This window comes from Microbacterium terregens, assembly GCF_039534975.1.
Lineage (GTDB): Bacteria > Actinomycetota > Actinomycetes > Actinomycetales > Microbacteriaceae > Microbacterium > Microbacterium terregens.
This window is the reverse complement of record NZ_BAAAWH010000001.1, coordinates 1771105-1795646: the sequence shown is the minus strand read 5'-3', so window position 1 is coordinate 1795646 and position 24542 is coordinate 1771105. Positions and strand designations below refer to the sequence as shown.

The 24542-nt window shown below is 67.2% G+C and carries 25 protein-coding genes; 8 read left to right on the top strand and 17 right to left on the bottom strand.

Annotated features, from left to right (window positions below):
* Positions 1-13 precede the first annotated feature (13 nt).
* The 3 genes from ABD655_RS08150 to ABD655_RS08140 form a co-directional block, all read right to left on the bottom strand.
* Entirely contained in the window at positions 14-562 is a 549-nt protein-coding gene (locus tag ABD655_RS08150) for a GIY-YIG nuclease family protein (protein ID WP_344713072.1), read from the bottom strand.
* 99 nt (positions 563-661) lie between these two features.
* Positions 662-2116: a 30S ribosomal protein S1 gene (rpsA, locus tag ABD655_RS08145; RefSeq protein ID WP_344713070.1), complete on the bottom strand. Its 1455-nt coding sequence runs from the start codon at positions 2114-2116 to the stop codon at positions 662-664.
* 162 nt (positions 2117-2278) lie between these two features.
* A complete protein-coding gene (locus ABD655_RS08140; RefSeq protein ID WP_344713068.1) occupies positions 2279-2833 on the bottom strand; it encodes a TetR/AcrR family transcriptional regulator in 555 nt (184 codons plus the stop codon).
* Positions 2834-2932: 99 nt separating this feature from the next.
* Between ABD655_RS08140 and ABD655_RS08135 the strand changes: the two genes are divergently transcribed.
* Complete coding sequence (locus tag ABD655_RS08135; RefSeq protein WP_344713067.1) at positions 2933-3649, top strand: MBL fold metallo-hydrolase; 717 nt, start codon at positions 2933-2935, stop codon at positions 3647-3649.
* On the opposite strand, the gene ABD655_RS08130 is transcribed toward ABD655_RS08135, so the two are convergent.
* From ABD655_RS08130 to ABD655_RS08120, 3 genes are read right to left on the bottom strand one after another with little or no spacing between them, the layout of a single operon-like run.
* On the bottom strand, positions 3639-4196 hold the full coding sequence (locus ABD655_RS08130; RefSeq protein ID WP_344713065.1) for a bifunctional nuclease family protein: 558 nt from the start codon (positions 4194-4196) through the stop codon (positions 3639-3641). The two genes, ABD655_RS08135 and ABD655_RS08130, sit on opposite strands and share 11 nt — an antisense overlap.
* Before the next feature lie 51 nt (positions 4197-4247).
* Positions 4248-4991, bottom strand: coding sequence for an NUDIX hydrolase (locus ABD655_RS08125; RefSeq protein WP_344713063.1), 744 nt, complete (start codon positions 4989-4991; stop codon positions 4248-4250).
* Between the two features lie 4 nt (positions 4992-4995).
* A complete protein-coding gene (locus ABD655_RS08120) occupies positions 4996-5973 on the bottom strand; it encodes a squalene cyclase (protein ID WP_344713061.1) in 978 nt (325 codons plus the stop codon).
* Between the two features lie 107 nt (positions 5974-6080).
* On the opposite strand from ABD655_RS08120, the gene ABD655_RS08115 reads away from it, so the two are divergent.
* A complete protein-coding gene (locus ABD655_RS08115; RefSeq protein WP_344713059.1) occupies positions 6081-6659 on the top strand; it encodes a DUF2510 domain-containing protein in 579 nt (192 codons plus the stop codon).
* Positions 6660-6791: 132 nt separating this feature from the next.
* On the opposite strand, the gene ABD655_RS08110 is transcribed toward ABD655_RS08115, so the two are convergent.
* A complete protein-coding gene (locus tag ABD655_RS08110; protein ID WP_344713058.1) occupies positions 6792-7136 on the bottom strand; it encodes a DUF2200 domain-containing protein in 345 nt (114 codons plus the stop codon).
* A gap of 171 nt (positions 7137-7307) precedes the next feature.
* Here ABD655_RS08110 and ABD655_RS08105 point away from each other — a divergent pair, with 171 nt between their 5' ends.
* The gene (locus ABD655_RS08105; RefSeq protein ID WP_344713057.1) at positions 7308-8435 is read left to right on the top strand and encodes a ScyD/ScyE family protein; all 1128 of its coding nucleotides are present in this window, start codon (positions 7308-7310) and stop codon (positions 8433-8435) included.
* Between the two features lie 74 nt (positions 8436-8509).
* On the opposite strand, the gene ABD655_RS08100 is transcribed toward ABD655_RS08105, so the two are convergent.
* From ABD655_RS08100 to ABD655_RS08085, 4 genes are all read right to left on the bottom strand, one after another.
* Positions 8510-8641 (bottom strand): hypothetical protein, encoded by a 132-nt coding sequence (locus tag ABD655_RS08100; protein WP_344713055.1) that lies wholly within the window; start codon positions 8639-8641, stop codon positions 8510-8512.
* A 73-nt stretch (positions 8642-8714) separates the two neighbouring features.
* Complete coding sequence (locus ABD655_RS08095) at positions 8715-8867, bottom strand: hypothetical protein (protein WP_344713053.1); 153 nt, start codon at positions 8865-8867, stop codon at positions 8715-8717.
* A gap of 8 nt (positions 8868-8875) precedes the next feature.
* Complete coding sequence (locus tag ABD655_RS08090) at positions 8876-9721, bottom strand: class I SAM-dependent methyltransferase (protein WP_344713051.1); 846 nt, start codon at positions 9719-9721, stop codon at positions 8876-8878.
* A 121-nt stretch (positions 9722-9842) separates the two neighbouring features.
* Positions 9843-11000 carry an alpha/beta fold hydrolase gene (locus tag ABD655_RS08085; RefSeq protein ID WP_344713049.1) on the bottom strand — a complete coding sequence of 386 codons (1158 nt, stop codon included), beginning with the start codon at positions 10998-11000 and terminating at the stop codon, positions 9843-9845.
* 126 nt (positions 11001-11126) lie between these two features.
* Between ABD655_RS08085 and ABD655_RS08080 the strand changes: the two genes are divergently transcribed.
* From ABD655_RS08080 to ABD655_RS08060, 5 genes are all read left to right on the top strand, one after another.
* Positions 11127-11474, top strand: a complete 348-nt coding sequence (locus tag ABD655_RS08080; protein ID WP_344713047.1) for a LysR family transcriptional regulator — start codon at positions 11127-11129, stop codon at positions 11472-11474.
* Positions 11475-11586: 112 nt separating this feature from the next.
* The gene (locus ABD655_RS08075; protein WP_344713046.1) at positions 11587-12615 is read left to right on the top strand and encodes an epoxide hydrolase family protein; all 1029 of its coding nucleotides are present in this window, start codon (positions 11587-11589) and stop codon (positions 12613-12615) included.
* A gap of 6 nt (positions 12616-12621) precedes the next feature.
* Positions 12622-13536, top strand: coding sequence for an NADP-dependent oxidoreductase (locus tag ABD655_RS08070; protein ID WP_344713045.1), 915 nt, complete (start codon positions 12622-12624; stop codon positions 13534-13536).
* 519 nt (positions 13537-14055) lie between these two features.
* The gene (locus ABD655_RS08065; protein WP_056118089.1) at positions 14056-14259 is read left to right on the top strand and encodes a cold-shock protein; all 204 of its coding nucleotides are present in this window, start codon (positions 14056-14058) and stop codon (positions 14257-14259) included.
* Between the two features lie 206 nt (positions 14260-14465).
* The gene (locus tag ABD655_RS08060; protein WP_344713041.1) at positions 14466-15014 is read left to right on the top strand and encodes a hypothetical protein; all 549 of its coding nucleotides are present in this window, start codon (positions 14466-14468) and stop codon (positions 15012-15014) included.
* 23 nt (positions 15015-15037) lie between these two features.
* Here the strand turns inward: ABD655_RS08060 and ABD655_RS08055 are convergent, their stop codons facing one another.
* From ABD655_RS08055 to ABD655_RS08030, 6 genes are all read right to left on the bottom strand, one after another.
* Positions 15038-16732, bottom strand: coding sequence for an ABC1 kinase family protein (locus tag ABD655_RS08055; RefSeq protein ID WP_344713040.1), 1695 nt, complete (start codon positions 16730-16732; stop codon positions 15038-15040).
* A gap of 37 nt (positions 16733-16769) precedes the next feature.
* A complete protein-coding gene (locus ABD655_RS08050; RefSeq protein WP_344713038.1) occupies positions 16770-17363 on the bottom strand; it encodes a PadR family transcriptional regulator in 594 nt (197 codons plus the stop codon).
* A 112-nt stretch (positions 17364-17475) separates the two neighbouring features.
* On the bottom strand, positions 17476-18327 hold the full coding sequence (locus ABD655_RS08045) for an HNH endonuclease family protein (protein WP_344713037.1): 852 nt from the start codon (positions 18325-18327) through the stop codon (positions 17476-17478).
* An 8-nt stretch (positions 18328-18335) separates the two neighbouring features.
* Complete coding sequence (locus tag ABD655_RS08040; protein ID WP_344713036.1) at positions 18336-19160, bottom strand: hypothetical protein; 825 nt, start codon at positions 19158-19160, stop codon at positions 18336-18338.
* The gene (locus ABD655_RS08035; protein WP_344713034.1) at positions 19147-22458 is read right to left on the bottom strand and encodes a hypothetical protein; all 3312 of its coding nucleotides are present in this window, start codon (positions 22456-22458) and stop codon (positions 19147-19149) included. Before ABD655_RS08035 ends, ABD655_RS08040 begins: the two co-directional genes overlap by 14 nt.
* Positions 22458-24530, bottom strand: a complete 2073-nt coding sequence (locus ABD655_RS08030; RefSeq protein WP_344713033.1) for a hypothetical protein — start codon at positions 24528-24530, stop codon at positions 22458-22460. The genes ABD655_RS08035 and ABD655_RS08030 overlap by 1 nt, the downstream gene beginning before the upstream one ends.
* Between the last annotated feature and the right edge of the window lie 12 nt (positions 24531-24542).

Sequence of the window (24542 nt, the reverse complement as noted above, 5' to 3'; positions counted from 1 at the left end):
TCACGAAACGGGCTCAGCCCCGCAGTGCCACAGCTTCGCTGAGCCATCGCGCGTAGAGGTCCCAGGGATCGTCGATGCCGCGGCGCACCGTGTCGACGTGGGCCCCGAGCCGGTCTGTCAACCGGAACCACTCCGTGCGGTCGAATCTCTCGTCACTGAACTGCTCGTGCCGTCGACGCTCGAGTCGGCGGTCGCCGCGTTCGAAGCCCAGCAGATCGTCGTGCCAGATCGCGGCCAGCCGCTGCCGCGGATTCGCGCTCGTACCGATCTTCACGCGATCCCCGAAGCGCAGGTAGTATACGACGTCAACGCGCGGCGGGGGCAGCTCCGTGTCGATCAGCTCCCCATGCACCCACTCGCAGACGGCGCACAGCCAGCCGGACGGGTAGCGGACTCCGAGACGTGAGCCGCACAGACGACACGGGCCCGGCAGGAGGTCGGGAGCACCGAATTCGCGACCCGACCACTCCGCCGCCGCGTTCAGGTGCCGTTCGCACAGTTCGACGGGTGCCTCACGCGGCACCGCATCGCGGCATCCGTCGATCGCACAGGAGGTGGGCACGTCAGGATGCTACGTCGGAGCCCGGACACTCCCGGCCGGGAACGGCGAAAGGCCGCCACCCGGAGGTGACGGCCTTTCGCGTTCAGAACCTGCTGAGGATCAGCGACCCGACAGCTTCTCGCGAAGCGCGGCAAGCGCCTCGTCGTCGGCCAGGGTTCCGCTGTTGCCGATGTCGGACGCGAACGAGCTCGATGCGGAGCTGGTCTCGGTCGGAGCGGCGGCCTCGGCCTCGATGGCCTTGGCGACAGCAGCCTTGTGCTGCTCCCAGCGAGCCTGGGCGGCTGCGTACTCGAGCTCCCACTTCTCGCGCTCGGCGTCGGAGCCTTCCTTCCACGCCTGAGTCTCGACGTCGAAGCCCTCGGGGTACTTGTACTCCCCGTTCTCGTCGTACTCGGTGACCATGCCGTAGAGGGCCGGGTCGAACTCGGTGCCGTTCGGGTCGACGGACTCGTTCGCCTGCTTCAGCGAGAGCGAGATACGACGGCGCTCGAGGTCGATGTCGATGACCTTGACGAAGACCTCTTCACCGACCGACACGACCTGCTCGGCGAGCTCGACGTGCTTGCCCGAGAGCTCTGAGATGTGCACGAGGCCCTCGATGCCGTCCGCGACGCGAACGAACGCACCGAACGGAACCAGCTTGGTGACCTTGCCCGGCGTGACCTGACCGATCGCGTGGGTGCGGGCGAAGACCTGCCAGGGGTCCTCCTGCGTCGCCTTCAGCGACAGCGAGACGCGCTCGCGGTCCAGGTCGACCTCGAGGATCTCGACGGTGACTTCCTGGCCAACCTCGACGACCTCGGAGGCGTGCTCGATGTGCTTCCACGACAGCTCGGAGACGTGCACGAGGCCGTCCACGCCACCCAGGTCGACGAACGCACCGAAGTTGACGATCGACGAGACCGTGCCCTTGCGGACCTGACCCTTGTGCAGGTTGTTGAGGAACGACGTGCGCGACTCGGACTGCGTCTGCTCGAGCAGAGCGCGACGCGACAGAACCACGTTGTTGCGGTTCTTGTCCAGCTCGAGGATCTTCGCCTCGATCTCCTGACCGAGGTACGGCGTCAGGTCGCGGACCCGGCGCAGCTCGATCAGCGAAGCGGGAAGGAACCCACGCAGGCCGATGTCGACGATGAGCCCGCCCTTGACGACCTCGATCACGGAGCCGGTGACGACACCGTCAGTCTCCTTGATCTTCTCGACGTCGCCCCACGCACGCTCGTACTGCGCGCGCTTCTTGGACAGGATGAGGCGGCCTTCCTTGTCCTCCTTCTGGAGAACCAGGGCCTCGACCGTGTCGCCGACCTTGACGACCTCGTTGGGGTCGACGTCGTGCTTGATGGAAAGCTCGCGGGAGGGGATGACGCCCTCGGTCTTGTAGCCGACGTCGAGGAGCACCTCGTCGCGGTCGATCTTCACGACGGTTCCTTCGATGAGGTCGCCGTCGTTGAAGAACTTCAGAGTCAGTTCGACCGCGGCCAGAAAGTCCTCAGCAGATCCGATGTCGTTGATGGCGACCTGCTTGGTGGCCGGGGCGGTCGTTGCGATAGTCATGTAGTGGGTTGTCCTTGTTGGGTTGGTGTCGGGCTGGGCACACGGGCATACAGATACCGGGAGACTCAGCGGGGTGGATTTGATTGCGATTGTCACGCACGCACGGCAATGAAGCCACAAAGGTGACGTTTCACAGTACCAGAAACGCTGCCGCGGCCCGCATTATTTCGGCGCTGGGGGCGCCGTTGCGAGCGGCGCCCGCAGCGCGACCGCCAGCCGATCCAGTCCGTACTCGAACGCCTCCTCCACGTCGCCACCGAGACGGAAGGATCCCGACAGCTCCATGTTCACGAAGCCGGTCGCCCACGCCGTGAGCAGTCTCGCCGCGTCGAGAGCGGCATCCGGCCCCACCAGGTCGCCGGCGGCCCGAAGCACGGGTACGGCAGCACGGGACATCGCCGCGTCTGCGCCTTCCACGGTGAACAGCAGGCGGAAGCCCTCGGGACGCCGGTGCGCGAAGGAGCGGTAGGTGCGGGCCAGCCCGGCGATCGTCGGGTCGGACTCCTCGAGCCGGTGCGCCAGGTCATTCGCGGTGGCCTCGACCACGAGCGTCAGCAGCGCGTCCCGATCGCGGACCCGCTTGTACAGCGAGGGCGCGCGCACGCCGACCCGCTCGGCGACCGCCTGCATCGTGAGCCTGGCGGGACCCCCCGATTCCAGGATGCCGCGTCCTGCGTCCACGATCTCGGTGAGCGATGTGCGATCCGGGGTGGGCATGAGCGGTCCTCCAAGCAGCAGGTGACGATGGCTATTGACCGAAGCTATCATAGCTATGTAGCATAGCCATCGCTTGGCCACCGACTCGAGGAGAACGTCATGCAACTCGCACCGCACCTGCACCGGATCGGCAACGACGTCGTCGCGGCCTACCTGGTCGACGCACCGGAGGGCATCACGGTGATCGACGCGGGCATGCCTGGCCACTGGAGAGATCTGCAGGCCGAGCTGAAGGCGATGGGCAGGTCGCTCGAAGACATCCGGGGCGTCGTCCTCACTCACGGGGACAGCGACCACATCGGTTTCGCGGAGCGACTTCGCACGGCCCAGGGTGTTCCGGTCTATGTGCACGCCGCCGATGCGGATCGCGCCCGGGGCGCCGAGAAGCCGAAGCTCGCCATGGGGCCGATGCGCCCGGGCGCGACGGCCGGGTTCTTCGCCTACGCGCTGCGCAAGGGCGGTTTGCGGACGCACTACCTGTCCGAGGTCGTGGAAGTCGCCGACGGCGACGTCCTGCCCCTTCCCGGCGCGCCGGTCGTGATCGGGCTGCCCGGTCACTCCCCCGGCAGCATCGCCGTGCATGTGCCATTCGTCCAGGCGGTCTTCGTCGGTGACGCACTGACCACGCGGCACGTTCTGACCGGCCGGAAGGGCCTGCAGCCGGCGCCCTTCACGGACGACCCGTCGCTCGCACTCGACTCCCTCGAGCGCCTTCGGACACTGGATGCCGCGTGGGTGCTGCCCGGTCATGGCACGCCCTGGAGCGGCAGACCGGCGGACGTCCCCGCAGCCGTACGCGGCGGCGTCAGCCCTTGAAATCGTCGGGGTCGACGTCTTCGAGGAAGCGCTTGAACTCGTCGAGCCGCTCCTCGGCTTCGATCGCCGTCTCTGCACCGCTCTCCAGTTGTGTCTCGAGCTCGGCCTCGAGTTCCGTCTCGATGTCGCTCTCGGTGACCGTGTCGGGCACGCCGGCGTCATCCATGACCGCTTCGGCCACCCAGATCGGTGCTCCGACGCGCGACGCCAGGGCGACGGCATCCGACGGCCTGGCGTCGACGATGCGCTGCCCCAGCGTGCTCGAGAGCGTCACCTCGGCGTAGAACGTGCCCTCCTCGATGCGGGTCACCGCGATCCCGGTCACCGACGCACCCAGCGAGTCGAGCAGGGACCGCATCAGGTCGTGCGCGAGGGGACGCGGCACGGCCGCGCCCTCGACCGCGACGAGGATCGAGGTGGCCTCCATCTGACCGATCCAGATCGGCAGGATGCGGCCCTCACCGGGAATCTCGTCGAGTGGTTTGAGCAGGATGACGTGCTGGCCCGTGGGGTCGAGCGCGACTCCGGCGACGCGAACCTGGATCATCGGCCCTCCTCCCTCGTGGGGACGTGTCTCCCATCGTAGGCTTCTGCCGGATTACGTCAGCCCCGGCTCCGGTTCGTCGGGCAGCACCAGTGGAAGCTCGCGCGTGTCATCCCACGGTTCCGTCCACCCGAGACGGTCGAACAGTCCGTTCAACAGCATCCCGGTGAAACCCCAGACGAGATGGGCGTCCTCGCCCTGCCCGACCAGAAAGCCGGGTCCGCGCCATTCCTGTCCGTCGCGCCTGATCACCGTCACACCGCGGTTCGCCGGGTTGATCAGATCGGCGACGGGTGCGCGGAAGACATCGGCCGACTCGGCCCGGTCGACGGCGTGCACCGGTGACGGATGCCGCCACCACGCCAGCACGGGAGTCACAACATGCCGCGAGTACGCCAGCGGGAGGTCCTCGAGCGTGCCCAGCACCTCGACGCCGGCCGGGTCGAGTCCGGTCTCTTCACGCGCTTCGCGAAGAGCGGCAGCGATGGGCGAGTCGTCTTCGGGATCCACCCGCCCGCCGGGCAACGCCACCTGCCCCGGGTGCGATCGCAGCGTCGTCGCGCGAGAGAGGAGCAGCAGGTCCAGATCGCGTGATACCGCATCGGAATCGGCGACGTGCTCACTGGGGAGCGAGTCGAGGATTCCGAAGAGCACCAGCACCGCCGCAGGACGGGAGTCCTTCTCGACGGGTACACGGGTGAGGGCTTCGAACTCGGACCCGCCGAGGCCGGCGGCGGCGGTCTCGGCGACGCCGATGAGCTGTGCGCGGGCGCGCGGGCGGGCAGGGTCCAGTGGCATCCGATCAGGCTACGCGGGTTCCTTCGGCGCGAGCGTGATCGAGGTCGGTCGCCGACTCGCCCAACGCGCGCAGCGCGAGGAAGGTGATCCACTTGGACGGCTCCCCCGGCGGCACATCGGGCGGGAACCACGTGCGGCCCGGGATCTCGTCCTCTTGCAGCCAGGTACCGTCGGGCAGCCGACGCGATCGGACCAGCTCAAGGGTGTCGGCCGCCCGCGGGTCGAGCGGTTCGCCGTCGTGGCGCGCTGACCGGGTGAAGTAGTCGACGGCTTTCAGTGCGGTGAAGGGGGCACGGAACGGATAGAGGATGGTCGTCGCCCACGAGCCGACCTCCTCGCCGGTCGAGAGACGATAGCGCAGGCGCCGTTCGAGAAGGTACTCCTCTCCTCTCTTGCGTGCGGCGCGCAGTTCCGCCGTCCCGCCCGGACCTTGCTCGTACTCGAGCAGGGCCTCCAGCGCGTTGATCGTCGAGTGGAACGAGGACCTCGTCGAGCCTTCGATCCACTCGCAGTTCCAGCCGCCGTCGGCGAGCTGGTGCTCGGCGAACCACTGCGCGAGCGGTGCGACATCGACACCGAGCCACGCACCGTTCGCCAGCGTCATCGCGTTGATGCAGACGTCGACCTCACCGCCCCAATACGGCAGGTCGTCATAGTCCCATCGTGAGTTCCGGGCCAGCTTGTCAGCCGTGCCGGCCAGTGCCCCGGCATCCAATCCCCACTCCCGCAGGGTCGTCAGCGTCCATGTCGTCGCCGTCCATGGTTGCCCCGGTTCGTCGTCACTGCTGTTTGCGGGGAAGAAGGCGCCGCCCGCCCACTGCCCGTCAGCGTCTTGGTGCGAGAGCAGTGCGGCCCCGTTGCCCTCGGTCGCGATGCGCGCCCGCGTCGCCTGCCAGACTTCGGGCGCCGCATGGAGGAAGTCGCGCTGGACTTGCCAACGCAGCGTGGGATCCGAGTCGAGCAGCCACGCGGTCACGTCCATGCGGACACGGTAGGGCGCGGTACCGACATGCGACAGGAGCGATGGTGCGCGCCACGGCTGCTCGAGCCGGTGTCGCAACGACGCGTGCTCGCATCTACCCTCGAGGCATGGGGACGGGACCAGAAGCGGGCTGGTACGACGACGGCAGCGGCAAACAACGCTGGTGGGACGGTTCGCGGTGGACTCGGGACTACATCGATCTGAGCGAACCCGCGATCGAACTGCGCGCCGACGCGGGTCCACCCGTCACCGGTTCGGCCGGTCAGGGCTGGTATGACGACGGGCGTGGTCGACAGCGCTGGTGGGACGGAACGCGCTGGACGGATGCCGCGAAATTCAGCGGGCAGGAGCGATCGTTCGCCGGAATCGTGGTCGACGGCCGATGGATGCACTTCGGCGCCCTGAGCGAACCGGCGGCCGGTGCGCAGGCTTCGTCCGAGACGGGGTCGGTGCTGCTGAAACGCGGGCTGCTCGGCAAGCCCGCGACCGCGCGGATCCTGTTCGGCCCCGGCGGGCAGATCACACCTCGCCTGCTGCCCCGGTCGGTCCAGGCGGCGGCGACCTACCTTTTCGTGGAAGTGGCGGGGCAGGTGTGGTTGGCGCCCGTGCCGGCGGGTCAGGAGGCCGAGGCCCGACAGTTCGCCACGTGGATCAATGCCGTGTCCGAGCACTACCGCTACCGCTGAGCGCGCCGGGCCCGCGACCGCGCGCGGCATCAGAAGAGCGCGTCACACCCTCCGTCTGCGGGCGGAAAACCGGCACGCGCCGGCAGCGTGGTGCTTCACGAAGATTGAGCGAGGAGTGACGGGTCCCGACCGTCACGCCGCGCGGAGGATCTTCTCCATCGCCTTGCCTCGGGCGAGTTCATCGACGAGCTTGTCGAGGTATCGGATCTTCTGCATCAGCGGGTCCTCGACCTCTTGCACGCGCACTCCGCACACGACTCCGGTGATCAGTGAGGCATTCGGGTTCAGCCGGGCGTCATCGAAGAACTCCGTGAAGGTCGTGCCATCGACCAGGTGCCGGTTGAGCTCTGCATCGTCGAAGCCGGTCAGCCACTCGATGACCTCGTCCACCTCTTCTTTGGTGCGCCCCTTCTTCTCTGCCTTCGCCACATAGAGGGGGTAGACCGCCGCGAAGCGGGTCTGGAAGATCCTGCTCATGCGGTGAGTGTAATCCGAGTACCTGCGGGCCGCCGGACGGGTCGCCGACCCCGCACTCCAGGGTCCATCGACGGTCGCCGGGCCCTCTTGCGAGAAATACCCCAGTCCACGATGCTATTCGCCAAGACGCGACGCCCGTCGTTCTTAACACCATCTGCTGGGGGTTCCTTCATGAGTCATCCGAACAAGCGCAAGGCTCGCCGAGGCGCTGTCGCGCTTCTGACGGCCGTTGCGGCCGCGATCACGTTCGCGTCGGCCGGCGTGTCCGCGGCCGCGGCCGGTACGCAGGAGTCCTGGGTCGTCGCGACCGGCCTTGACAATCCCCGGCAGCTATCCATCGGCGCCGGCGGCACCGTCTACGTCGCGGAGGCGGGAACGGGCGGCGACGGCCCCTGCGTACCCAACCCGGAGGACCCCGCGGCGAACGAATGCCTGGGGAGCACGGGCGCCGTGACCGAGATCCGGCGGGGAACGCAGACCCGCGTCGTCACGGGACTCCCCTCTCTCGCCGGACCCGACGGCTCCGGTGCGACCGGCCCGTCCGCCGTGAGCGTGCGAGGAAACAACATCGCGGTGCTGATGGGACTCGGTGGAGACCTCGATAAGCGGGCCCTGCTCGGCCCCGCCGGTGCCGGTCTCGGCACGGTCCTGACCGGCCGTATCGGCCAGACACTGACCATAGCGGCGGACGTCACCGCCTACGAGGAGGCAGCCAACCCCGACGGCGGAGAGGTCGACTCGAACCCCAGCGGGTTCACCGATGTGAACAGCAAGCGCTGGACGGTGGCCGATGCAGGAGCGAACGCCATCGTGGCGGTGGGTGGCAACCTCGCCGACGCCACGGTCGCCGTCTTGCCACCGGTACTCGCGGTTCCGCCGTGGGGCGGCGACCCGATCCCCGCCCAGTCGGTTCCGACGCAAGTCGTCTCCGGGCCGGACGGAGCGTATTACGCTTCCGAACTCCTCGGCTTCCCCTTCCCGGTCGGCGAGTCCCGCATCTGGCGCGTCGTCCCCGGCCAGGAGCCGACGGTATACGCCACGGGGCTGAGCAATGTCACCAGCCTCGTGTGGCAGCACCAGACGCTGTACGCCGTGCAGTTCAGCGATGGCAGCCTGCTGAGCGAAGAGCCGCCGATCGGCTCGCTGCGCAGGGTGGTGCCGGGCGCCGCTGAGCACCCCGCTGTTCTGGCCGGACTGTTCGCCCCCTACGGCGTGACGGTTCACGGCAAGACGGCATATGTCAGCGTCGGTTCCATCCTCGCCGGTGGCGGCGAGGTGCACGCGGTGAACCTGCGTTGAGACCACGACAACAGTCGTGACGAAGGCCCCGCGTTCCTGACGAATCAGGAACGCGGGGCCTTCGCTGCGCGATGTCACGGCAGTGGGTGGCGCGTGTCGTAGTCCCAGACCGTGGGCAGCGCGCCGCGCGAGTCGCGTACGGACGCCACGACCGCACCGATCAGCCCGACCAGGCCGAGGATTGCGAGTGCGAGCGCAATGATCATGTCCCATTCCCTTCTGTCCAGAAGCGAGAGTCACCCTCCGCCCCGAAGGAGCCGAGTGCGAGGTGTCTCGGTGTCAGCTCTGCAGGAGCGGACGCCAGGCGCGGAACCGGGGACGGTGCGCGTCTTCGCGCCTCCGGCGGACGGTCGTGCGTGCGTGACGTTCGGCGGCGTCGCGGCTCACCTGGCGACTGTCGGGCAGGAGGCCGGCGTACATCAGCGGGTGCATGATCTCTCCTATCGACGCCGCGCGGTGACGATCAGGTACTCCCACGGCATCACGCCGTCGTCGAGGAACCGGTCGCCCAGTGACGCCATGTCGGCGTCGAGGGCGGCGACCCTCTCCGCGTCGTCGGCGATGAAGCGGTAGACCGCGATCGTCGGGCCGTAGTTGGTCTTGAAGAAGTCGCGGAAGTCGGCGCCGGTGGCGAACCGGTCGACCCGCAGAGCCCGTTGCCGGGCGACGACCTCGTCCACGCGGTCGCCGAACATGTCCCGGACGTGCTCGACGCTGCCCCACAGCGGCGCGGGAGAAGCGCCGGGAGGGGGTGGCGGCGCAAAGGGCTTCATCGTGGCGAAGAGCTGTCCGATGAAGCCCATCGGCGTCCAGCTGAGGACGCCGATCGTCCCGCCGGGACGGACCACGCGGACGAGCTCGTCCGCGGCCTGCCGGTGGTGCGGTGCGAACATCACGCCGATGCTCGACATGACGACGTCGAAGTCTCCGTCGCCGAACGGCAGCGCTTCAGCGTCCGCGGTCTGCCACGTCAGTCGGATCCCTTCCGACTCGGCGGCGGCACGTCCGACGGCGAGGAGTTCCGGGGTGAGATCCGTGGCGCTGACGTCGGCGCCGCGCCGAGCCGCCGGGATCGCCGATGTGCCGGTGCCGGCGGCCACGTCGAGGACGCGCTGTCCAGCTCGCACGTCGATCGCCTCGACGAGGATCCCCCCGAGGGAGTGGACGACCTCGTCGACGACGGCGGGATAGTTCCCGCTCGCCCACATCGCGGCGTGCTTGGCCTTGAGCGCGCGGTCTTCATCGGTCGCCGTCACGTTCCAGGTGGTGCTGGTAAAGGATGACATCTGATTCCTCCTGTTGTGGTTGGTGCCACCACGCTAGGAATCGCGCACCCCCGGTCACATCGGCGCCGACGCGCAACCGACACCCTCAGCGAGAGGGATGCTGTCGGCTGACGCGTACGCGTTACGCGCGGGACAGCAGCCGGGCGACGGCGGCGGTGCGGGCCGTCCGCCCGCTCAGGCCGAGCTTCGCGTAGACGTTCTGAAGGTGCCGCTCGACGGTGCGCACGGACAGGAACAGCTGGGCAGCGATGGCGTCGTTGTCGTAACCCGACGCCGCGAGCCGCAGGATGTCGAGCTCCCGCGGCGAGACCAGACCCGCCACGTCTTCGGCGGTGACGTCCGGCGTGCGTCGCCGGTCGGGTTCGATGAACGCCGCCACCTCGTGCAGGAACGCCGGCCAGGCCGGCTCATCGGCGAGCAGGATGTGATTGTTGCTGTCCAACGCCACGAGTCGTGCACCGCGGATGCCGGCGGCGAGGTGCCGGGCGTGATGGAACTCGACCATCTGCTCACCCCGGCTGTGAATGACGAGGGTCGGAAGATCCAACTCGGGGAGACGCCAGGTGGAGTCGGTGACCTGTCGCTGCGCGCGTGCCAGGACTGCCGTCTCGGTGTCGCAGGCGCGCTGTTGCAGGTCGTCGATCCAGCGCATCTGCTCTTCGGTCCCACCGGGGATCATCATGCTGCTGAAGACGCGTCGGAACTCCGAAGTCGGCCGCGCCCAGCCGACCTTGATCAGCGCTTGCATCGCGTCCGACAGCTCCAGCTCCTGCGATGTCGCCGCGGCCCGCTCGCCGGAGTGGCTGGCGTAGAAGATGAGCCTGGTCAGGCGTTCAGGATGCCGCGCGGCGTACTCGATCGCGACCGGGCCTCCCTGGGCCATGGCCATCAGCGCGAAGCGGTCGAGCCCGGCATCCTCCACCACCGCCTCGAGATCGCCGACTCGCGCCTCCAGACTGTGATCGGTCACCCCGCGGTCCGAGAGCCCGTGGCCGCGCTCGTCGTAGCGGATGACGGTGGCGATCTTGCCGAGTTCGACGAGGAAGTGGCGCCAGACGGGACTCTCCCAGTCGAACTGCAGATGACTGAGCCAGCAGGCGTCGATCAGCAGGGGTGGTCCGGATCCGTGCACCGCGTACGCGATCCCGACTCCGTCGGCCGATCGCGCGAAGCGGATGTCCTGGACGACATCGGCTTTGGGCGTGTCCACGCCGACATCATAGAAGGACCGCCGGGCCAGCACACCGGGGTCGCCGGCCGGCACACGGGAGCCTGCCATCCGCGGCGCCTATCCTGTGCAGGAGGCGAACGCTGTCGGTACGCGTGAGCGCGCCGCGCGGACGGGCGTCACCTGGTCGGACCGCTCCCGACCGGCGCGGCGCGTGCCGACCAACGAGAGGCTCCTGTGAAGATCACCCAGCTTTCACGATTCGTGGCGGCGGCCGAAGAGTTGCATTTTCCCCGGGCCGCGAAAACGCTCGACATCCCGCTCGCTGCTCTCTACTCGTCGATCGAGAAGCTCGAGCACGAAGTCGGTCATTCCTTGTTCACGCGTGGGCACGCCGGAACCCGGCTGACGCCTGCCGGCGCGCTTCTGCTCGCGGAGGCCAAGATGCGCATCGCCGCAGCGCCCGCCCCGGCTGCGAAAGCTGCCGTTCCGGCCGGTGGCAAGGCCAAGGCCTCGAAGGGCAAAGGCCGCGCTCCTGCCGTGAAGGGGCAGCCGAAACCATTCAAGAAGCGTCAAGGCCGCTGATCGGCGCGATTCCTCGACGGGAGCGCAGCCGGATGATGTCGGGTGAGCAGCGACGCACGCGTCCGTTCATGAGAATCCTCACATCCCCGCGCGCTGTCTCGAGCGCGGGGTTGTGGGAGCATCCGGACCGTGGCGGCGCTGCGAGGCGCGTCTGAACGCACTACCCCAATTCACCACGGTCATCGATGGACTCGGAATTCATTTCATCCACGTCCGGTCACGGCATCCGAGCGCGATGCCGCTCATCATGACCCACGGCTGGCCCGGCTCGGTGATCGAGCTCCTGGACACGATCGGCCCCCTCACCGATCCCACGGCGTACGGGGGCAGCGCGGACGATGCATTCCACGTCGTCCTCCCCTCTCTGCCCGGGTACGGCTTCTCTGATGCGCCGACGGAACTCGGGTGGGAGAACGGGCCCATGGCGCAAGCGTGGGCGAAACTGATGGAGCGGCTCGGCTACACCCGCTACGTGGCGCAGGGCGGCGACGTCGGTGCCGCCGTGACCGACGCGATGGGCCGCCAAGCTCCCGCTGGGCTCCTCGGCATCCACGTCAACCTGCTCGCCCTCGCAATCGGCCTGAAGGACGTGCTCCCCGCCGAGACGGAGGAAGAGCGCGCGGCGCATGCCGCGCTGGCCAGCTTCACCACCGACGGTTTCGGGTACTTCCTGGAGCAGACGACCCGCCCTCAGACCATCGGGTACTCCTTGCTGAACACGCCGATCGGTCTGGCCGCATGGATGCTGGATCACGACACGGACAGCTACTACAAGATCAGCCGAGCCTTCGTCGAAGGTCGACCCGTGGGCAACCTCACCCGTGACAACATCCTCGACAACATCACGCTCTACTGGCTGACAGGAACCGGCACGTCCGCCGCGCGCTGGTATTGGGAGTTCGGGCGGTTCCTGGCCGCCGCGGGCGCCTCCGGGCAAGCGCCACCACCGGTCGCGGTGCCCGTCGGCTTCACCGCGTTCCCGGGCGAGATCTGGGCGGCTCCCCGCAGCTGGGTCGAGGTCGCCTACCCGGGCGTGGCGTACTACAACGCCGTCGATCGGGGCGGACACTTCGCGGCGTGGGAGGAGCCCGAACTCTTCACCTCCGAGGTGCGCAATGCGTTCCGAGGGCTCCGCGTGTGAGATGACATGAAGGCGATGACCGTCGCGGCGCCCGGCCTCGGCGTGGAATCCATGACCCTTGCTGACGTGGAGTATCCTCACACCGCGGAGAACGACGTCATCGTCCGTGTCCACGCCGCGGGGTTCACGACCGGCGAGCTGACCTGGCCGGGTACCTGGATCGACCGGGCCGGGAAGGACCGCACGCCCAGCGTCCCGGGTCACGAGGTCGCGGGGGTCGTCTCCGAACTGGGTTACGGCACCACTGGTCTCACCGTCGGACAGCGCGTGTTCGGGCTGACGGACTGGACCCGGAACGGGTCGCTCGCCGAGTACACAGCCGTCGAAGCGCGCAACCTCGCTCCGTTGCCCGTGAGCGTCGGTTTCGTCGACGCCGCCGCGTTGTCGATCTCGGGACTCACGTCCTTGCAGGGGCTCTTTCAGCACGCACGGCTGGCGACCGGTCAATCCGTCCTGATCCACGGGGCCGGTCGTGGGGTCGGCTCCATCGCCGTGCAGCTCGCGCAGGAAGCAGGCGCGTGGGTGATCGGCACAGGACGAGCGACAGATGAGGACACCGTGGTGGGGCTCGGCGCGAACGAGTTCCTGGACCTGCAGCGAGACCGACTCGAGGACGTCGGCCAGGTCGACGTCGTTTTCGATGTCATCGGCGGGGACGTCTTCGAGCGGTCGCTGGGTGTCCTGAGACCGGGCGGCCGAATCGTGACACTCCCGGGGCCGCCGGCGCGTCAGCCGGAGGACGGTCTGGCGCTGTACTTCGTCGTCGAGCCGAACCGGCCACAGCTCGCCGACCTCGCGCGCCGTCTGCAGGATGGTCGTCTCAGGACCGTCGTCGGCGCCGTCCGGCCTCTCGAAGAGGCAGCTGCGGCATTCGTGTCCGGCCGGCACACCCCGGGTAAGACCATCATCTCGGTCGGTTGAGCCGCTGGTCGGACGACACCGCCTCGCCGTGCTAAGCTCAGGGTTGCCCACTCGGGTTTCGCGTCTTAACCCACTGCCTCACTGTGGAGTGCAGACAGCCTGACGCTGGATCGTCGCATCGACATCCGCCCATATCGCCCTTCGACTTCCGTGTACGAGCGTCTGTTATCGCCACACGAATCCCTGAAAGCCGCATTGACTACCTGCATCACCGCATCATCACGACCGCCGCTCGACTGGCGCCCCGCTGACGACGACGTGTTCGTCGCGACAGCCGCCGGAGAGTACGCTGGTTTCGTCGGCATCACCTCCCGCGGCTACGAAGCGCACAGCGCTCGAGGCGAAGACCTCGGCGTGCACGCAACCCGTGAGCTCGCCTCCGCAGTGGTCGCCGCATGTGTCACCCACGCGGCCCCGTCACAGACGGGCCGCCCGCTACACCCCATTCGTCCGCTCCGAACACATCGGCGCGGTACAACTGGTCGCTCTCGCGGCCCTAAAAGTAAAAGGAAAGACACGATGGCCACTGGCACCGTGAAATGGTTCAACTCTGAAAAAGGCTTCGGCTTCATCGCTCCCGATGACGGCGGCGCCGACCTGTTCGCGCACTTCAGCGCGATCACTGGCGACGGCTACAAGGAGCTTCGCGAAGACCAGAAGGTCGAATTCGAGGCCGAGCGCGGCCCGAAGGGCATGCAGGCTGCGAACATCCGGCCTCTCTGATTTTCTGTTGGTCGGGACGGCCTAGCTCCGTCCCGACCGACCACTCCTTACGCGGCTCGCCTCGGCGAGCTCAGCGAACGGACAAGAATGCCGCGGACCTTCGGGTCGCGGCATTCGCCCGTTAACACGCGGGTCGGGATTCGTCGCATCGGGGACATCGGCGCGCAGATCCGCCGCACACGGCCCAGCCCGACGTAATATCGAACATGGCGCACGCGGTGAACACCGGAACCATCGTCGCAATCGTCGGCGAGCATTCCCAAGAAGCGCTGGCGAGCCTCGACGGCATCCGCGGGGTGGAGGTGCTCGAGTTGCGAGACAGCGAGCCCGCGCTGGCAGCCCGGCGCATCGCGGCGGCAGGTACTCCCTGGATCGTCCACGACGCTGACCCTCTCGAGCATGTCGCGGCCGCGTGGGTGGAGCTTTTCGAAGAGCGATCGACCCTCGGAGCACTCGAACTCGAAGTCGAGACCGCCCTGGCAATGTTCCAGACCGGCTCCGCACTCATGCCCGACTACTACATCGTGCTCGAACCGCTGGGTGCACCCGACACGTGGCGGCACTGGTGGTGCGGAGCGCTCGGGCACCACGCCCCCCAGCGCGTGCTCGCCTCACCCGCGCCGGCGACGGTGACGGATGCCGCCATCCGGCGTCTGCTGAGTCATCTGCCGTCATCGCGGCCCTGGCCCGACCCGGCGTCCTGGCTCCCCCATCTGCCTTTCGAGATCCCGGACCGGGTGGGCCTGCGCAACTGACGACGGCGCCGGAGCGCGAAGCTCTACGGCAGCCGGCGGGTGACCCAGCCCGCGAACAGCGCGTGCAGCAGTGGCAGGACCGAGACCGCCATGACCACCGTGCCGAACACGACATCCTCTGCGCGCAGCAGGATCCCGCCGATGAACAGCGCGGCGAACAGGACTGCGGAGATGACACGCCGACCGGTGCGCTCGAGGCGTCCGATCCGACGTTCGAGCCGGGGACTCTGCGCCGTGAGCCGGCCGTCCTCGATCCGTGTCGCGAGGTCATCGAGGCGCTGGGGCAGCCGTGCGACGAGTCCCGCGGCCGACCCCGCCTGCTTCACGAACCCCTGCAGGATGTTGCCGCTCTCGTCCCGGATGAGCCGGGCGGCGTAGGGCTCGATCGCGTCCCAGATGTTGAACTGGGGGTCAAGAGCGCTGCACATGCCCGAGGTGAGTCCCATCGCGCGGATGATGAGCAGGAAGTTCTCGGGCAGCTGGAACGGCAGCGTGCGGACGACATCACCGAACTCGACCGCGAAATCGCGGAACTCGCGCGGGTCTACTTCCTGCAGTTCGGCGAACCCCATCCCGCCGAACCGTCCGAACAGCTTCGTCATCGCGCGCTCAAGCTCGCTGGTATCCGCGGACGGCAGCAGCACGCCGACCTCGCGGATGCCGTCGACGAGCCCCTTGCCATTGCGCGAAGCGGCGGCGATGAGCACCTTCTGCAATCCTCGGCGCAGACCGTCCGGGACCTCGCCCATCATGCCGAAGTCGATGAAGGTCAGATTCCACGCCCGGCTCCCGGCATCCGCTCCCCCGATCAGCGGGGTGACGAAGATGTTGCCGGGATGCGGGTCGGCGTGGAAATAGCCGTGTTGGAAGAGCTGGTCGAACATGACGGCCGCGAATTCCTGCGCGACCTCTGAGGGGTCGATACCCGCAGCACGCAACGCCTCGACGTCGTTGATCTTGATCGCCGTGACGTCTTCGAGGGTCAGCACCCGGCGAGTGGTGCGCTCCCAGACGATCCGAGGAACGCTCACGCGAGGGTCGCCGGCGAACATTTCCGTGAAGCGCTCGGCGTTGGCGGCTTCGTGGAGGTACTCGATCTCTTCGAGGCTGGTCTGCGCGAATTCCTCGACGAGTGCGGGCATGTCCACGCGGTCCGAGACGACCTTCACGCGACTGAGCCACCCGGCGACGCGACGCAGCGCGCGGAGGTCGACATCGACGATCCTCTCGATCCCCGGCCGCTGGATCTTCACGACGACGTCGGTCATCCCGGAGTCTTGGGCATCGGCATCCGACAGTCGTGCGCGGTGCGCCTGACCGAGGGATGCCGCGGCCAGCGGCACCGGGTCGACGAACGAATACGCGCGTGCGAGCGGAACCCCCAGCTCGGCTTCGGCCAGCTCGCGGATCGGCGGGAACGGAACCGGCGGAACCTCGTCCTGCAGGCCCTCGAGCTCCTTGGTGATCTCGGGTGGCAGGACGTCGAGCCGGGACGACATGAACTGTCCCACCTTGATCATCAGACCACCGAGGTCGACGGCCAGCACGTGGAAGCGCTGCGCGATGCGCTGCAACCGCGCCGTCCTCCCGCGCGCGGCGACCCGTTCCAGCCCGATCCTGGGCAGGGTCAACTCGAACCACCACGCCTGAACCAGGTAACGCGCCGCGAACCGCAGGATCCTGCGGTACCGGGCACGCATGCTGCCGGCGTCGGCCATCGAATCTCCTTGACGCCGACGTGCGGCTGGCAACGAATCAGTCCTGGGCGAGGATGCTGAAGATCCTACGGCGTGCCTCGTCGAGGACGGCGATGGACTCCTTCACCTGCTCCGGCGTGCCCGAACGTCCGACCTGAGCGACTGCCTGGGCCAGGTCGATGCCGGCCTTCGGAAGCCCCGAGGTGCGTGCGCTCTGCTTGGCGGCCGAAGCCTCCCACGGCACGGACTGGCCGGCGTCCTCGGCCACCTGTCGGCCTTCTTCGGTCAGCGAGTACGTCTTGCGCCCGTTGGACTCTTCGGCGCTGATGAGCCCCTCGTCGGCGAGCAGCTGGAGCGTCGGGTACACCGAGCCGGGGCTCGGCTTCCACGACCCACCGCTGCGCTCCTCGATCAACTGAATGATCTGGTAGCCGTGCATCGGCTTCTCGGCCAGCAGCGCGAGCACTGCTGCGCGGACGTCGCCGCGTCCCATCCGGGTGGCGCCGCCGACCTTCTGCTCGAACTGCCCACGCAGCTGCTCCATCGCGTCCCACAGACCGGTCAGGGGCCAGCCCTGGCCCGATCCGCGAGTCCCCCCGGTGCTGCCGGCGCCGCCGCCGCTGAACCAGTCGCCCATGTTCGAACCGCTCATGATGACCTCCTTCGCGCCGTCGCCCGGTCGGGCTCAGCGATACTCAACGATATATCGTTCAGGAGTGGTCGGGGCTGTGAATTTCCCGGGCGCTGCGGGATGCCTCCGGTGCTCAGCACACGGCGAGCGTGCGCTGGAGCGCATCTCGGTCTGCCGTGCCGATCCCCAAGTTCCAGCTCGCCAGCACCACGATGAAGTCCTTCGCGTAGTTGCAGTGCGCGGTCTCAGCCGGCGGCATCCACGTCCCCGGGCCGGAGTCGCTCTTCGATTGATTCACGGGTCCCGATGTCGCACGCAGATTCGCCGGATCGTTGGCGAACGAGGTCCTCTCCTCGGTCGTCCAGAATTCGGCTCCATGCCGCCACGCCCAGGACAGCGGTACGAGATGATCGATCTGCACCAAGACGGACGTGGTGGTGCCGGATACGAACTCGAGCGTCTCGCCCGTGTATGGATCCACAAGAGTCCCGGTCAAGACCTTGCAGTTGTTCGTGCCCGGCTTCACCACGGTCTGGGTCAGGTCTCGGCGCAGCATGTCGTTGCGCGTGTCGCAGCCATTGCGGTCCTCGTCGTACCACGCCTGGCCGAAGGCGCCGCGGTCGTATCCCGCCGTGGATGAGCCCGACACGCTGTCCAGATCGGCCAGCGCTGCCAGTGCCTCTCGGACCCCCGGCGACAGTGACGGCGGCGAGGGGGTCGGGGTGCGCGAGGCGGTCGTCGACGGACGTGGAGACGGCGTGTCACCGGGCCCGGGTGCCGGCGAAGCTGTCGGAGACGTTGTTGCCGGCGACGGGGTGGTCGGCGCAGCCGTCGATCCGGGCGACTTGTCATCGTCGTGACCTGCATCGGAGAGCACCGCCCAGAGCGGTACCGCGATCACCAGAACCGCCGCAAGCGCCACGATCGCAGCCAATACCCAGATCAGCCAGGGCAGGCCCCGCTGCCTGTCATACGGTGCGCTCACGTGCCCACCTACAGAGGGTAGGCGTGCCGGAAAGGTGTGTCGGCGTCGATGTCGCCGTCCCGAGCGAGCGGGTACCGCTCGACGAAGAGGCGATATCCCACGCCGTAATCGTCGGTGCGCTGCGCCGCGTACGCCTCCTGCCGGTCGGCCTGCTCGAACTCTCTGGTGAAGAGCAGATATTGGATCTGCGCCCACGTCGCCATTCCTTCATACACGGCGAGCCGATGCCGCTCGCCGTAGCGGCGCTCGATCTCACGAACATCCCACGTTCGGTACTGCCAGATGTGGGTCAGTTCGTGTGCGATCGTCGATATCGCCGCGAGCTTCGGCGACCCGTTCTCGATGAACAGCGAGTAGCCTCCTGCAGTCTTCTCGGCATAACCGAGGACGCGCGCATCAACGCCCGCGGTCGGCTCGAACCGCTCCCCCGAACTGCGCGCGATCTCCTTCGCGTTGACCATTCGCACACGCATGGCAACGGTGACGGAGATGTCGAATGCGGTTTCGAGATTGCGTCTCACCGATGAGAACACCTCGTGGAATTCGTCGCTGGTGCGCAGCACAGTGCGCGAGCAGCGGATGCACCTCTCCCTTCCGTCCTTCAGACGGTCATGCTCGCCGCCCATCAGCTTCATGAAGCAGAAGTCGCAGTAGCTGGCGTTCATGGGCTCGAACGTGAATCGCCTCTTCTCGTAGGTCTCGAGCGCTTCCCGCGCCCGCTGCAGATAGCCGTTTGCGAACCCGTTCCGGCGAAGATATTCGAGCGTGCCGTCGACATCGACCCCGTGCGCTGCGTCCGCGCCACCGTAGGCCAGGAACTCACTCGCGGGCATGCGTACCCTCCTCCGGCTCGGAAGCGAATTCCACCGGGACCGACGGGACTCCGACCGGCTCCGCCGGATGCGCGTCGTCGACGGGCGAAGAATCCACTCGCACGACTGCTGGGGTTGCAGCGTCCGTCGAGGCTGCCGGCGTCGCGTCCTCCGCTGGTGCCGACCCGGCGGGCGCGCGCACGCGGGAGACCCAACGCCGGAACCGCATCCACCAGGACAGACGGCGAGGAGCTCGCGGGACTGCCGCACCGATCGCGTCCTGCTCGGCCGCGATGTGTCGCCGCTGGGCGACGTCCTCCGGCGCGTCATCGGGAAACACCGGCACATCAGTTACGGGGGTCGTCCCTGGTCTCTCATGACCTTCGGTCTGCCAGAGCAGATAGTCGGAGATGATCTCGAGGAGCCGCCGCCAGTTGCGTTCGACGGCGATCGTGAGCCCCATGTCGATCGGGCTGTCCTCGACGATGAAGATCACGTCGTCGCCACCGTCGTCATCTTCCGCAGTGAGCCCGTCGAGAAGAGGCGAGAACGACCCGTCGGGGTCGGAGGTGAGCGCGACGACATATTGATGCGAGTCGGGGAAGACCGTCACGAAGAGCTCGTTGAGCAGAAGCGTGATGGTGCGACGGGTGGACGCGGCCACGCCGGGAAGGCGGATCTCGAGGAGTTCCTTGTTCGTGTGCACGCGAAGCGGGATGCCCGAGACCAAGGTCTGCCGCCCGTTGGGAAGGTCAGCCCTGCTGGGCAGCTCGAGGTATCCGCTGGTTGCCACCTCGATCGTGGCGAACGTGTGCGTCAGGGAGACCTCACCCACCACCCTCCGACCGGCCGACTGATCGTCCACTCGACGCTCCCGCAATGCGAAGGAGCGCAGGGGACGATAGACGTGCCGATCGCGGATGTGCTCGGCAGCGCGACGAAGCACCACACCGCTGCGACGGACGTCACGGCCGATGCTCTGCACCTCGTAGTGCTTTCCGGCATAGGTGACGAACTGGCCCGGCAGCATCACCTGATAGACGAGCCCGTACAAGGTCGAGCCGAGGTAATCGCGACCCTCTGCTTCGTCCTCGACGAAGAAGTACGCGGCGTGAAGCTCCTCCACAACGCGGTCGACCGGCGTTCCCTCGGGGATTCTGTAGTGCCGCTGTTGAACGCCGCGATCCTCGTGCACCGCGCCCTCCGGTACGAGGGACTTGTCCAAGATCGCCGCGCGAATGCCGGTGTGCACTCCGATGAGGTCTCTCAGCAGCATGATCACGGGTGCATCCCGCTCCTCCTCGTCGGCGTCGCTCTCGCGCGGCGGAACAATCGGAGGGAGCTGGCGCCCGATGAGTTCGAACTCGCGCGTGAGCGCCGTCTCCGACATGCCGAAGGTGAGCAGTGTGAGCAGGAGACGCAGCACGAGGTTCCGCTCAGTGCGCGCGAAGTCGGGCACGATGGAGGGAATCGCTTTCGGATCCGCCGCGAAGATGCGACTGTTTGCGACCATGTAGTCGCGGAGCAGGTAGTCCTCACTGATCAGGTTGACGAAGCCCTCATCCTGCGCCCGGGTCGAGTACAACCGGATCGACTCGTACACATTGCGGATCTCGTCCTCGACGATGAGGAATCTGTTGGTCGCCGTCGCAACATCCCAGGGGTTCGACACGGGTCGGATGGCATCGGTGAGCGCGTGTTGAGAAAGTTCCAGGTCGGCGAACGCGTTGATCTCGCTGTAGTACTGCCCCGCGATCCACATCATGTCCTGCACGGGGAACGCATCCCCACCCACCCAGTCCACGGCGGCAACCTGATACTTGAGGGCGACAGCACCGATCTCGATTCCCATCCCCAGATATCGACTGATGGCAGGAAGCACGGCAGCGTGCATGGGTGCGCCATCCGGGCGCCAGATCATGTCGGTGCTCACGCCTCGCGGCAGAGCCGCCGCGACGACATCCGTCAGGTCGACTTTCAACAGGTGCGAAAGCGTGTCCACGAGTCCGTCGTGATTGCGGTCGAACGCAGCGAATACCGGCGTCGAGTCGCCGCCGCAGCGATTCAGCACCAAGCCCAGCCCCACCTGGCCCGTCGCGAGGGTTCGCGACGGCTCGGCGAAGATCACATAGTCGACATCGCGCAGGAAGTCGTCGTTGGCACGCACGATGTCGAGGTTGTGAACGTCCGCGAAGCGCAGGACGCCGACATCGAGTTCGGGATTCGCCGTCGTGCTCAGCAGGTCCACTCGCCACAGATCCGGGACACCTGTGATGCCCTCGAGCCCCTCATCCATCCAGGCCACCAGATCAGCAGCGATGGAATCGCGCCCGCAGATGATCAGGCACTTGCTGGACTGGAGCAGGTGGAAGTACGCCGGAAAGGCCAGATAGGCGGTCAGGTCAGGGTAGAACGGGTTACTGATGAGTGCACTGCGTCCACGCATGAGATCAGCGGCAACGCCGATCAGGTTGGTGTCGAGGATGCGGCCGGACTGCTTGAGACGCGAAAAGTACCCGGCCACGAGACGGTCCACCTCATCGGCCGAGTGAGCCAGAGCATCGAGCCTGCCGAAGGTCTGCGTCGAGTCGGACGAGGAGAAGATCACCCCATCGTCCAGGACCCGCTCGGGGAAGGTCTGCTTGAGCACGTCCCGCATGCCGGCGTAGTCGGTCACGCGGTCGGGCTTGTCCTCTTCCCCCAGAACATCGCCACGGTACTCACGCTTCGTCACGCCGTCGACGGCGTAGGCGAACTCGCCGACGACGAGGGCGGCTAGAGCGGGAAACGAGATCGCGGCGAACCCGGGCCATGTGGGGAACATGCCGACCAGCGCGATGAGCGCCACCGCCATCGCCACAGACACCCAGAAGAAGACTCGCAAGTACTGCCGCAGCATCCCGTTGTCGGTGCGAACGAACCACATGGCGTACTCCGGGTCGTACCGGTACACACTTTCGGCGAGTGAGCTGCCCTGGAAGGCCTCGCCCTGGAAGAGTCGATCGAACACCCCGCGGACCAGGATCTTGACGATGACGAAGACGACCAGTACCGCAGTGTTCTCCAGGACGTATTGCCACGTGGTGTCGTAGAGGCCCCGCAGGAAAGGCACGGACTGGAACAGTGATCGCAAGAGGTCGTCGATGTGTGAGTTCAACGCATGCAGCGCTGCGAGCGCCGCGACCGCGTAGATGACCGCGACGAACGGCATGGGGTACTGACGAACCCGCGTGAGCTTGGGGGTGTTCACGGCGCGGACCAGCAGGAGCGCGATCACGACCGGCGTGACGGAGAGCGCCTGCCGCAAGAAGTCGAGCATCAGTCGCCCCCTCCCATGGAATCGAGATCGTTGACCGTCTTCCCGGTGAGCGATGATGTGTCGCGCTCGAACAGTCGAACGCGTTCCACCGACAGCCGTTCGATGAAGTCGTAGGGGGCCCGGATCTGTTCACCGGTTGTGTTGAACGACGCCGCCCGGGCGCCGATCGGGAAGCGGAAGAAGGACCCGATCTGGTGCGGATCATCGACGTCGAACCTGGCCAACCCCGTCGTGATACGGCGAACGGTCAGCGGCTGCCCCAGGGACGTGACGATTCGCTTCTCGGCCTCGATCGCGGCGATCGCGCGCGTTCGGACCGCTTCGATTCGTCGATTGCGTACCCTTTCGTCTTCCCGAAACCGATCCGCGCCGCGCAGCAACGCCCGCGCATGCATATACGTCGTGAGTTCAGAGAGATATCCACCGAAGACGGCGGCGCCGTTGTTCACTGCGCCGACGAACGACCTCATCGTGGCATTCACGCGTCTCAACAGCTCGACCAGGCGCCGGCGCATCCAGACGAGCGTGGCGATCCCCGCTCCCGCCAGCAACAGCACCACGACGGCGACGACGAAGATGCTCCATCGCAGGGAGTCGCCGTCCCTGGCCGAGGCCTGGATCAGGTACGGAACGAATGTGCCGAGCCATACCGCCACGACCAGTGCCGACGCCAACGCGATCGTCCGGATGCGCATCCGCTCGGAGATGTGGCGGTGCACTCGCTCATTCTCGAGCTCGAGGACGGACGTCAGCCGGTCACGGTCCAGGATTTCCGTCGTAGCCGGCTCGGTGAGGAGACGAACACGCTTCGCGAGTTCGTCCTCGATCTCGTCGCGATCGATCTCGCTCAGTGCGTAGTCCTGGCCGACATGGCGGCGCGACTTCGCTCGCGTGTCGAAGACCGCGCGAGCCAGCACGCGCCGCGGGCGGCGCAGGAACTGGGCCGCGTTCGCCCGCAACTGGTCGTAGTCGGCGGACCATGCCGCGGCCTCGCTTCGGGGTTCGTCGACCGCCAGACCGTACCCGGTCGTCTGCACGACGAGATCTCCACCGCCCATGCTCTCGAATTGCACATGCACCTTCTCAGCGCGCATCAGCTCTCGGACGTCGGTTTCGGGCGCCCGCTCGCGTCGACTGAGGAGTGAGTCCAGATGATCGCGCAACGCGGTCAGCCGCCCCATGTGCGAGTTGAGGAGCTCCCCCAGTGCCGGCTCGCTGAAGTCCACCCCCAGCCGATACAGGCGCTCCGCTTGGAAGGCGCTCGGGGGCAGCACGTTGACCGCGATCGTCAGTACCGAGATCCAGAACCGCAGCGCGTCCTGTTCGTAGCCCGAGTTCTCCCGGTTGAGGAGGTCGTACACGGCGAAGCGGCTTGCCGGAGGGTAATCGTTGCGCTCGACGAAGCGCGACGCGTGCTGACCCGTCTCGACGCGCCAGGCGTGGTGCAATTGCGCGCGCTCATCAGCGTCGAGCCTCGAGCGGGTGGCGATGAAGACGACCTCCGAAGGCGAGACCTCTTTCACCCGGTAGCGTTCACGCAGCTCGGCGTGGCGGGACCGCTCCTCGGCTGCGTACGGGACCTCGCGATACTCGACACGAACGTCCGAGTGCGTCTGGCTCAGACCACGCAGCACCTCTCGAAAGTCACCCCCCGGAGAGTCCGCCTCGACGCGCTGGCCTCTCTCGTCTCGGTGGCTGACGATGGGCTGGAAGCCGCGCGCCGTCATCGATGGGTATCCCAGGAGCTGATGAGAGATGCGCACGAGCGCGTGCGGCGAATCGACGAGGTTGGGATGCAGCCCGAGATTGTCGAGGAAGTCGAACGGGTTCTCTGCATCCCGCCGTCCGAGATCGTCCGCTGTGAAGTGGTCGACCACCACGGCGCGCCACTCGGTCTTGCCTCGGATGATCTCGGGAAGGCGCGGCAGCGCCTGATGCAGAGTCACCGCCTTCTGCGACTCGTTCCAGTCGCAGAAGGCGATCTCGTTTCTCTCGAGGAACGGGTCGAAGAACGTCTTCGACTTGTCGAAGATCGCTTTGGCCGACCGGCTCAGAAAGATGACGGTGAACACGTGGTTGTGCGC

Coding starts and splice junctions, on each gene's coding strand:
- rpsA (WP_344713070.1), bottom strand. CDS start 2,116: ATGACTATCGCAACGACCGCCCCGGCCACCAAGCAGGTCGCCATCAAC.
- ABD655_RS08140 (WP_344713068.1), bottom strand. CDS start 2,833: ATGCCCACCCCGGATCGCACATCGCTCACCGAGATCGTGGACGCAGGA.
- ABD655_RS08135 (WP_344713067.1), top strand. CDS start 2,933: ATGCAACTCGCACCGCACCTGCACCGGATCGGCAACGACGTCGTCGCG.
- ABD655_RS08130 (WP_344713065.1), bottom strand. CDS start 4,196: ATGATCCAGGTTCGCGTCGCCGGAGTCGCGCTCGACCCCACGGGCCAG.
- ABD655_RS08125 (WP_344713063.1), bottom strand. CDS start 4,991: ATGCCACTGGACCCTGCCCGCCCGCGCGCCCGCGCACAGCTCATCGGC.
- ABD655_RS08120 (WP_344713061.1), bottom strand. CDS start 5,973: ATGGACGTGACCGCGTGGCTGCTCGACTCGGATCCCACGCTGCGTTGG.
- ABD655_RS08115 (WP_344713059.1), top strand. CDS start 6,081: ATGGGGACGGGACCAGAAGCGGGCTGGTACGACGACGGCAGCGGCAAA.
- ABD655_RS08110 (WP_344713058.1), bottom strand. CDS start 7,136: ATGAGCAGGATCTTCCAGACCCGCTTCGCGGCGGTCTACCCCCTCTAT.
- ABD655_RS08105 (WP_344713057.1), top strand. CDS start 7,308: ATGAGTCATCCGAACAAGCGCAAGGCTCGCCGAGGCGCTGTCGCGCTT.
- ABD655_RS08100 (WP_344713055.1), bottom strand. CDS start 8,641: ATGATCATTGCGCTCGCACTCGCAATCCTCGGCCTGGTCGGGCTGATC.
- ABD655_RS08095 (WP_344713053.1), bottom strand. CDS start 8,867: ATGCACCCGCTGATGTACGCCGGCCTCCTGCCCGACAGTCGCCAGGTG.
- ABD655_RS08090 (WP_344713051.1), bottom strand. CDS start 9,721: ATGTCATCCTTTACCAGCACCACCTGGAACGTGACGGCGACCGATGAA.
- ABD655_RS08085 (WP_344713049.1), bottom strand. CDS start 11,000: ATGGCAGGCTCCCGTGTGCCGGCCGGCGACCCCGGTGTGCTGGCCCGG.
- ABD655_RS08070 (WP_344713045.1), top strand. CDS start 12,622: ATGAAGGCGATGACCGTCGCGGCGCCCGGCCTCGGCGTGGAATCCATG.
- ABD655_RS08065 (WP_056118089.1), top strand. CDS start 14,056: ATGGCCACTGGCACCGTGAAATGGTTCAACTCTGAAAAAGGCTTCGGC.
- ABD655_RS08060 (WP_344713041.1), top strand. CDS start 14,466: ATGGCGCACGCGGTGAACACCGGAACCATCGTCGCAATCGTCGGCGAG.
- ABD655_RS08055 (WP_344713040.1), bottom strand. CDS start 16,732: ATGGCCGACGCCGGCAGCATGCGTGCCCGGTACCGCAGGATCCTGCGG.
- ABD655_RS08050 (WP_344713038.1), bottom strand. CDS start 17,363: ATGAGCGGTTCGAACATGGGCGACTGGTTCAGCGGCGGCGGCGCCGGC.
- ABD655_RS08040 (WP_344713036.1), bottom strand. CDS start 19,160: ATGCCCGCGAGTGAGTTCCTGGCCTACGGTGGCGCGGACGCAGCGCAC.
- ABD655_RS08035 (WP_344713034.1), bottom strand. CDS start 22,458: ATGCTCGACTTCTTGCGGCAGGCGCTCTCCGTCACGCCGGTCGTGATC.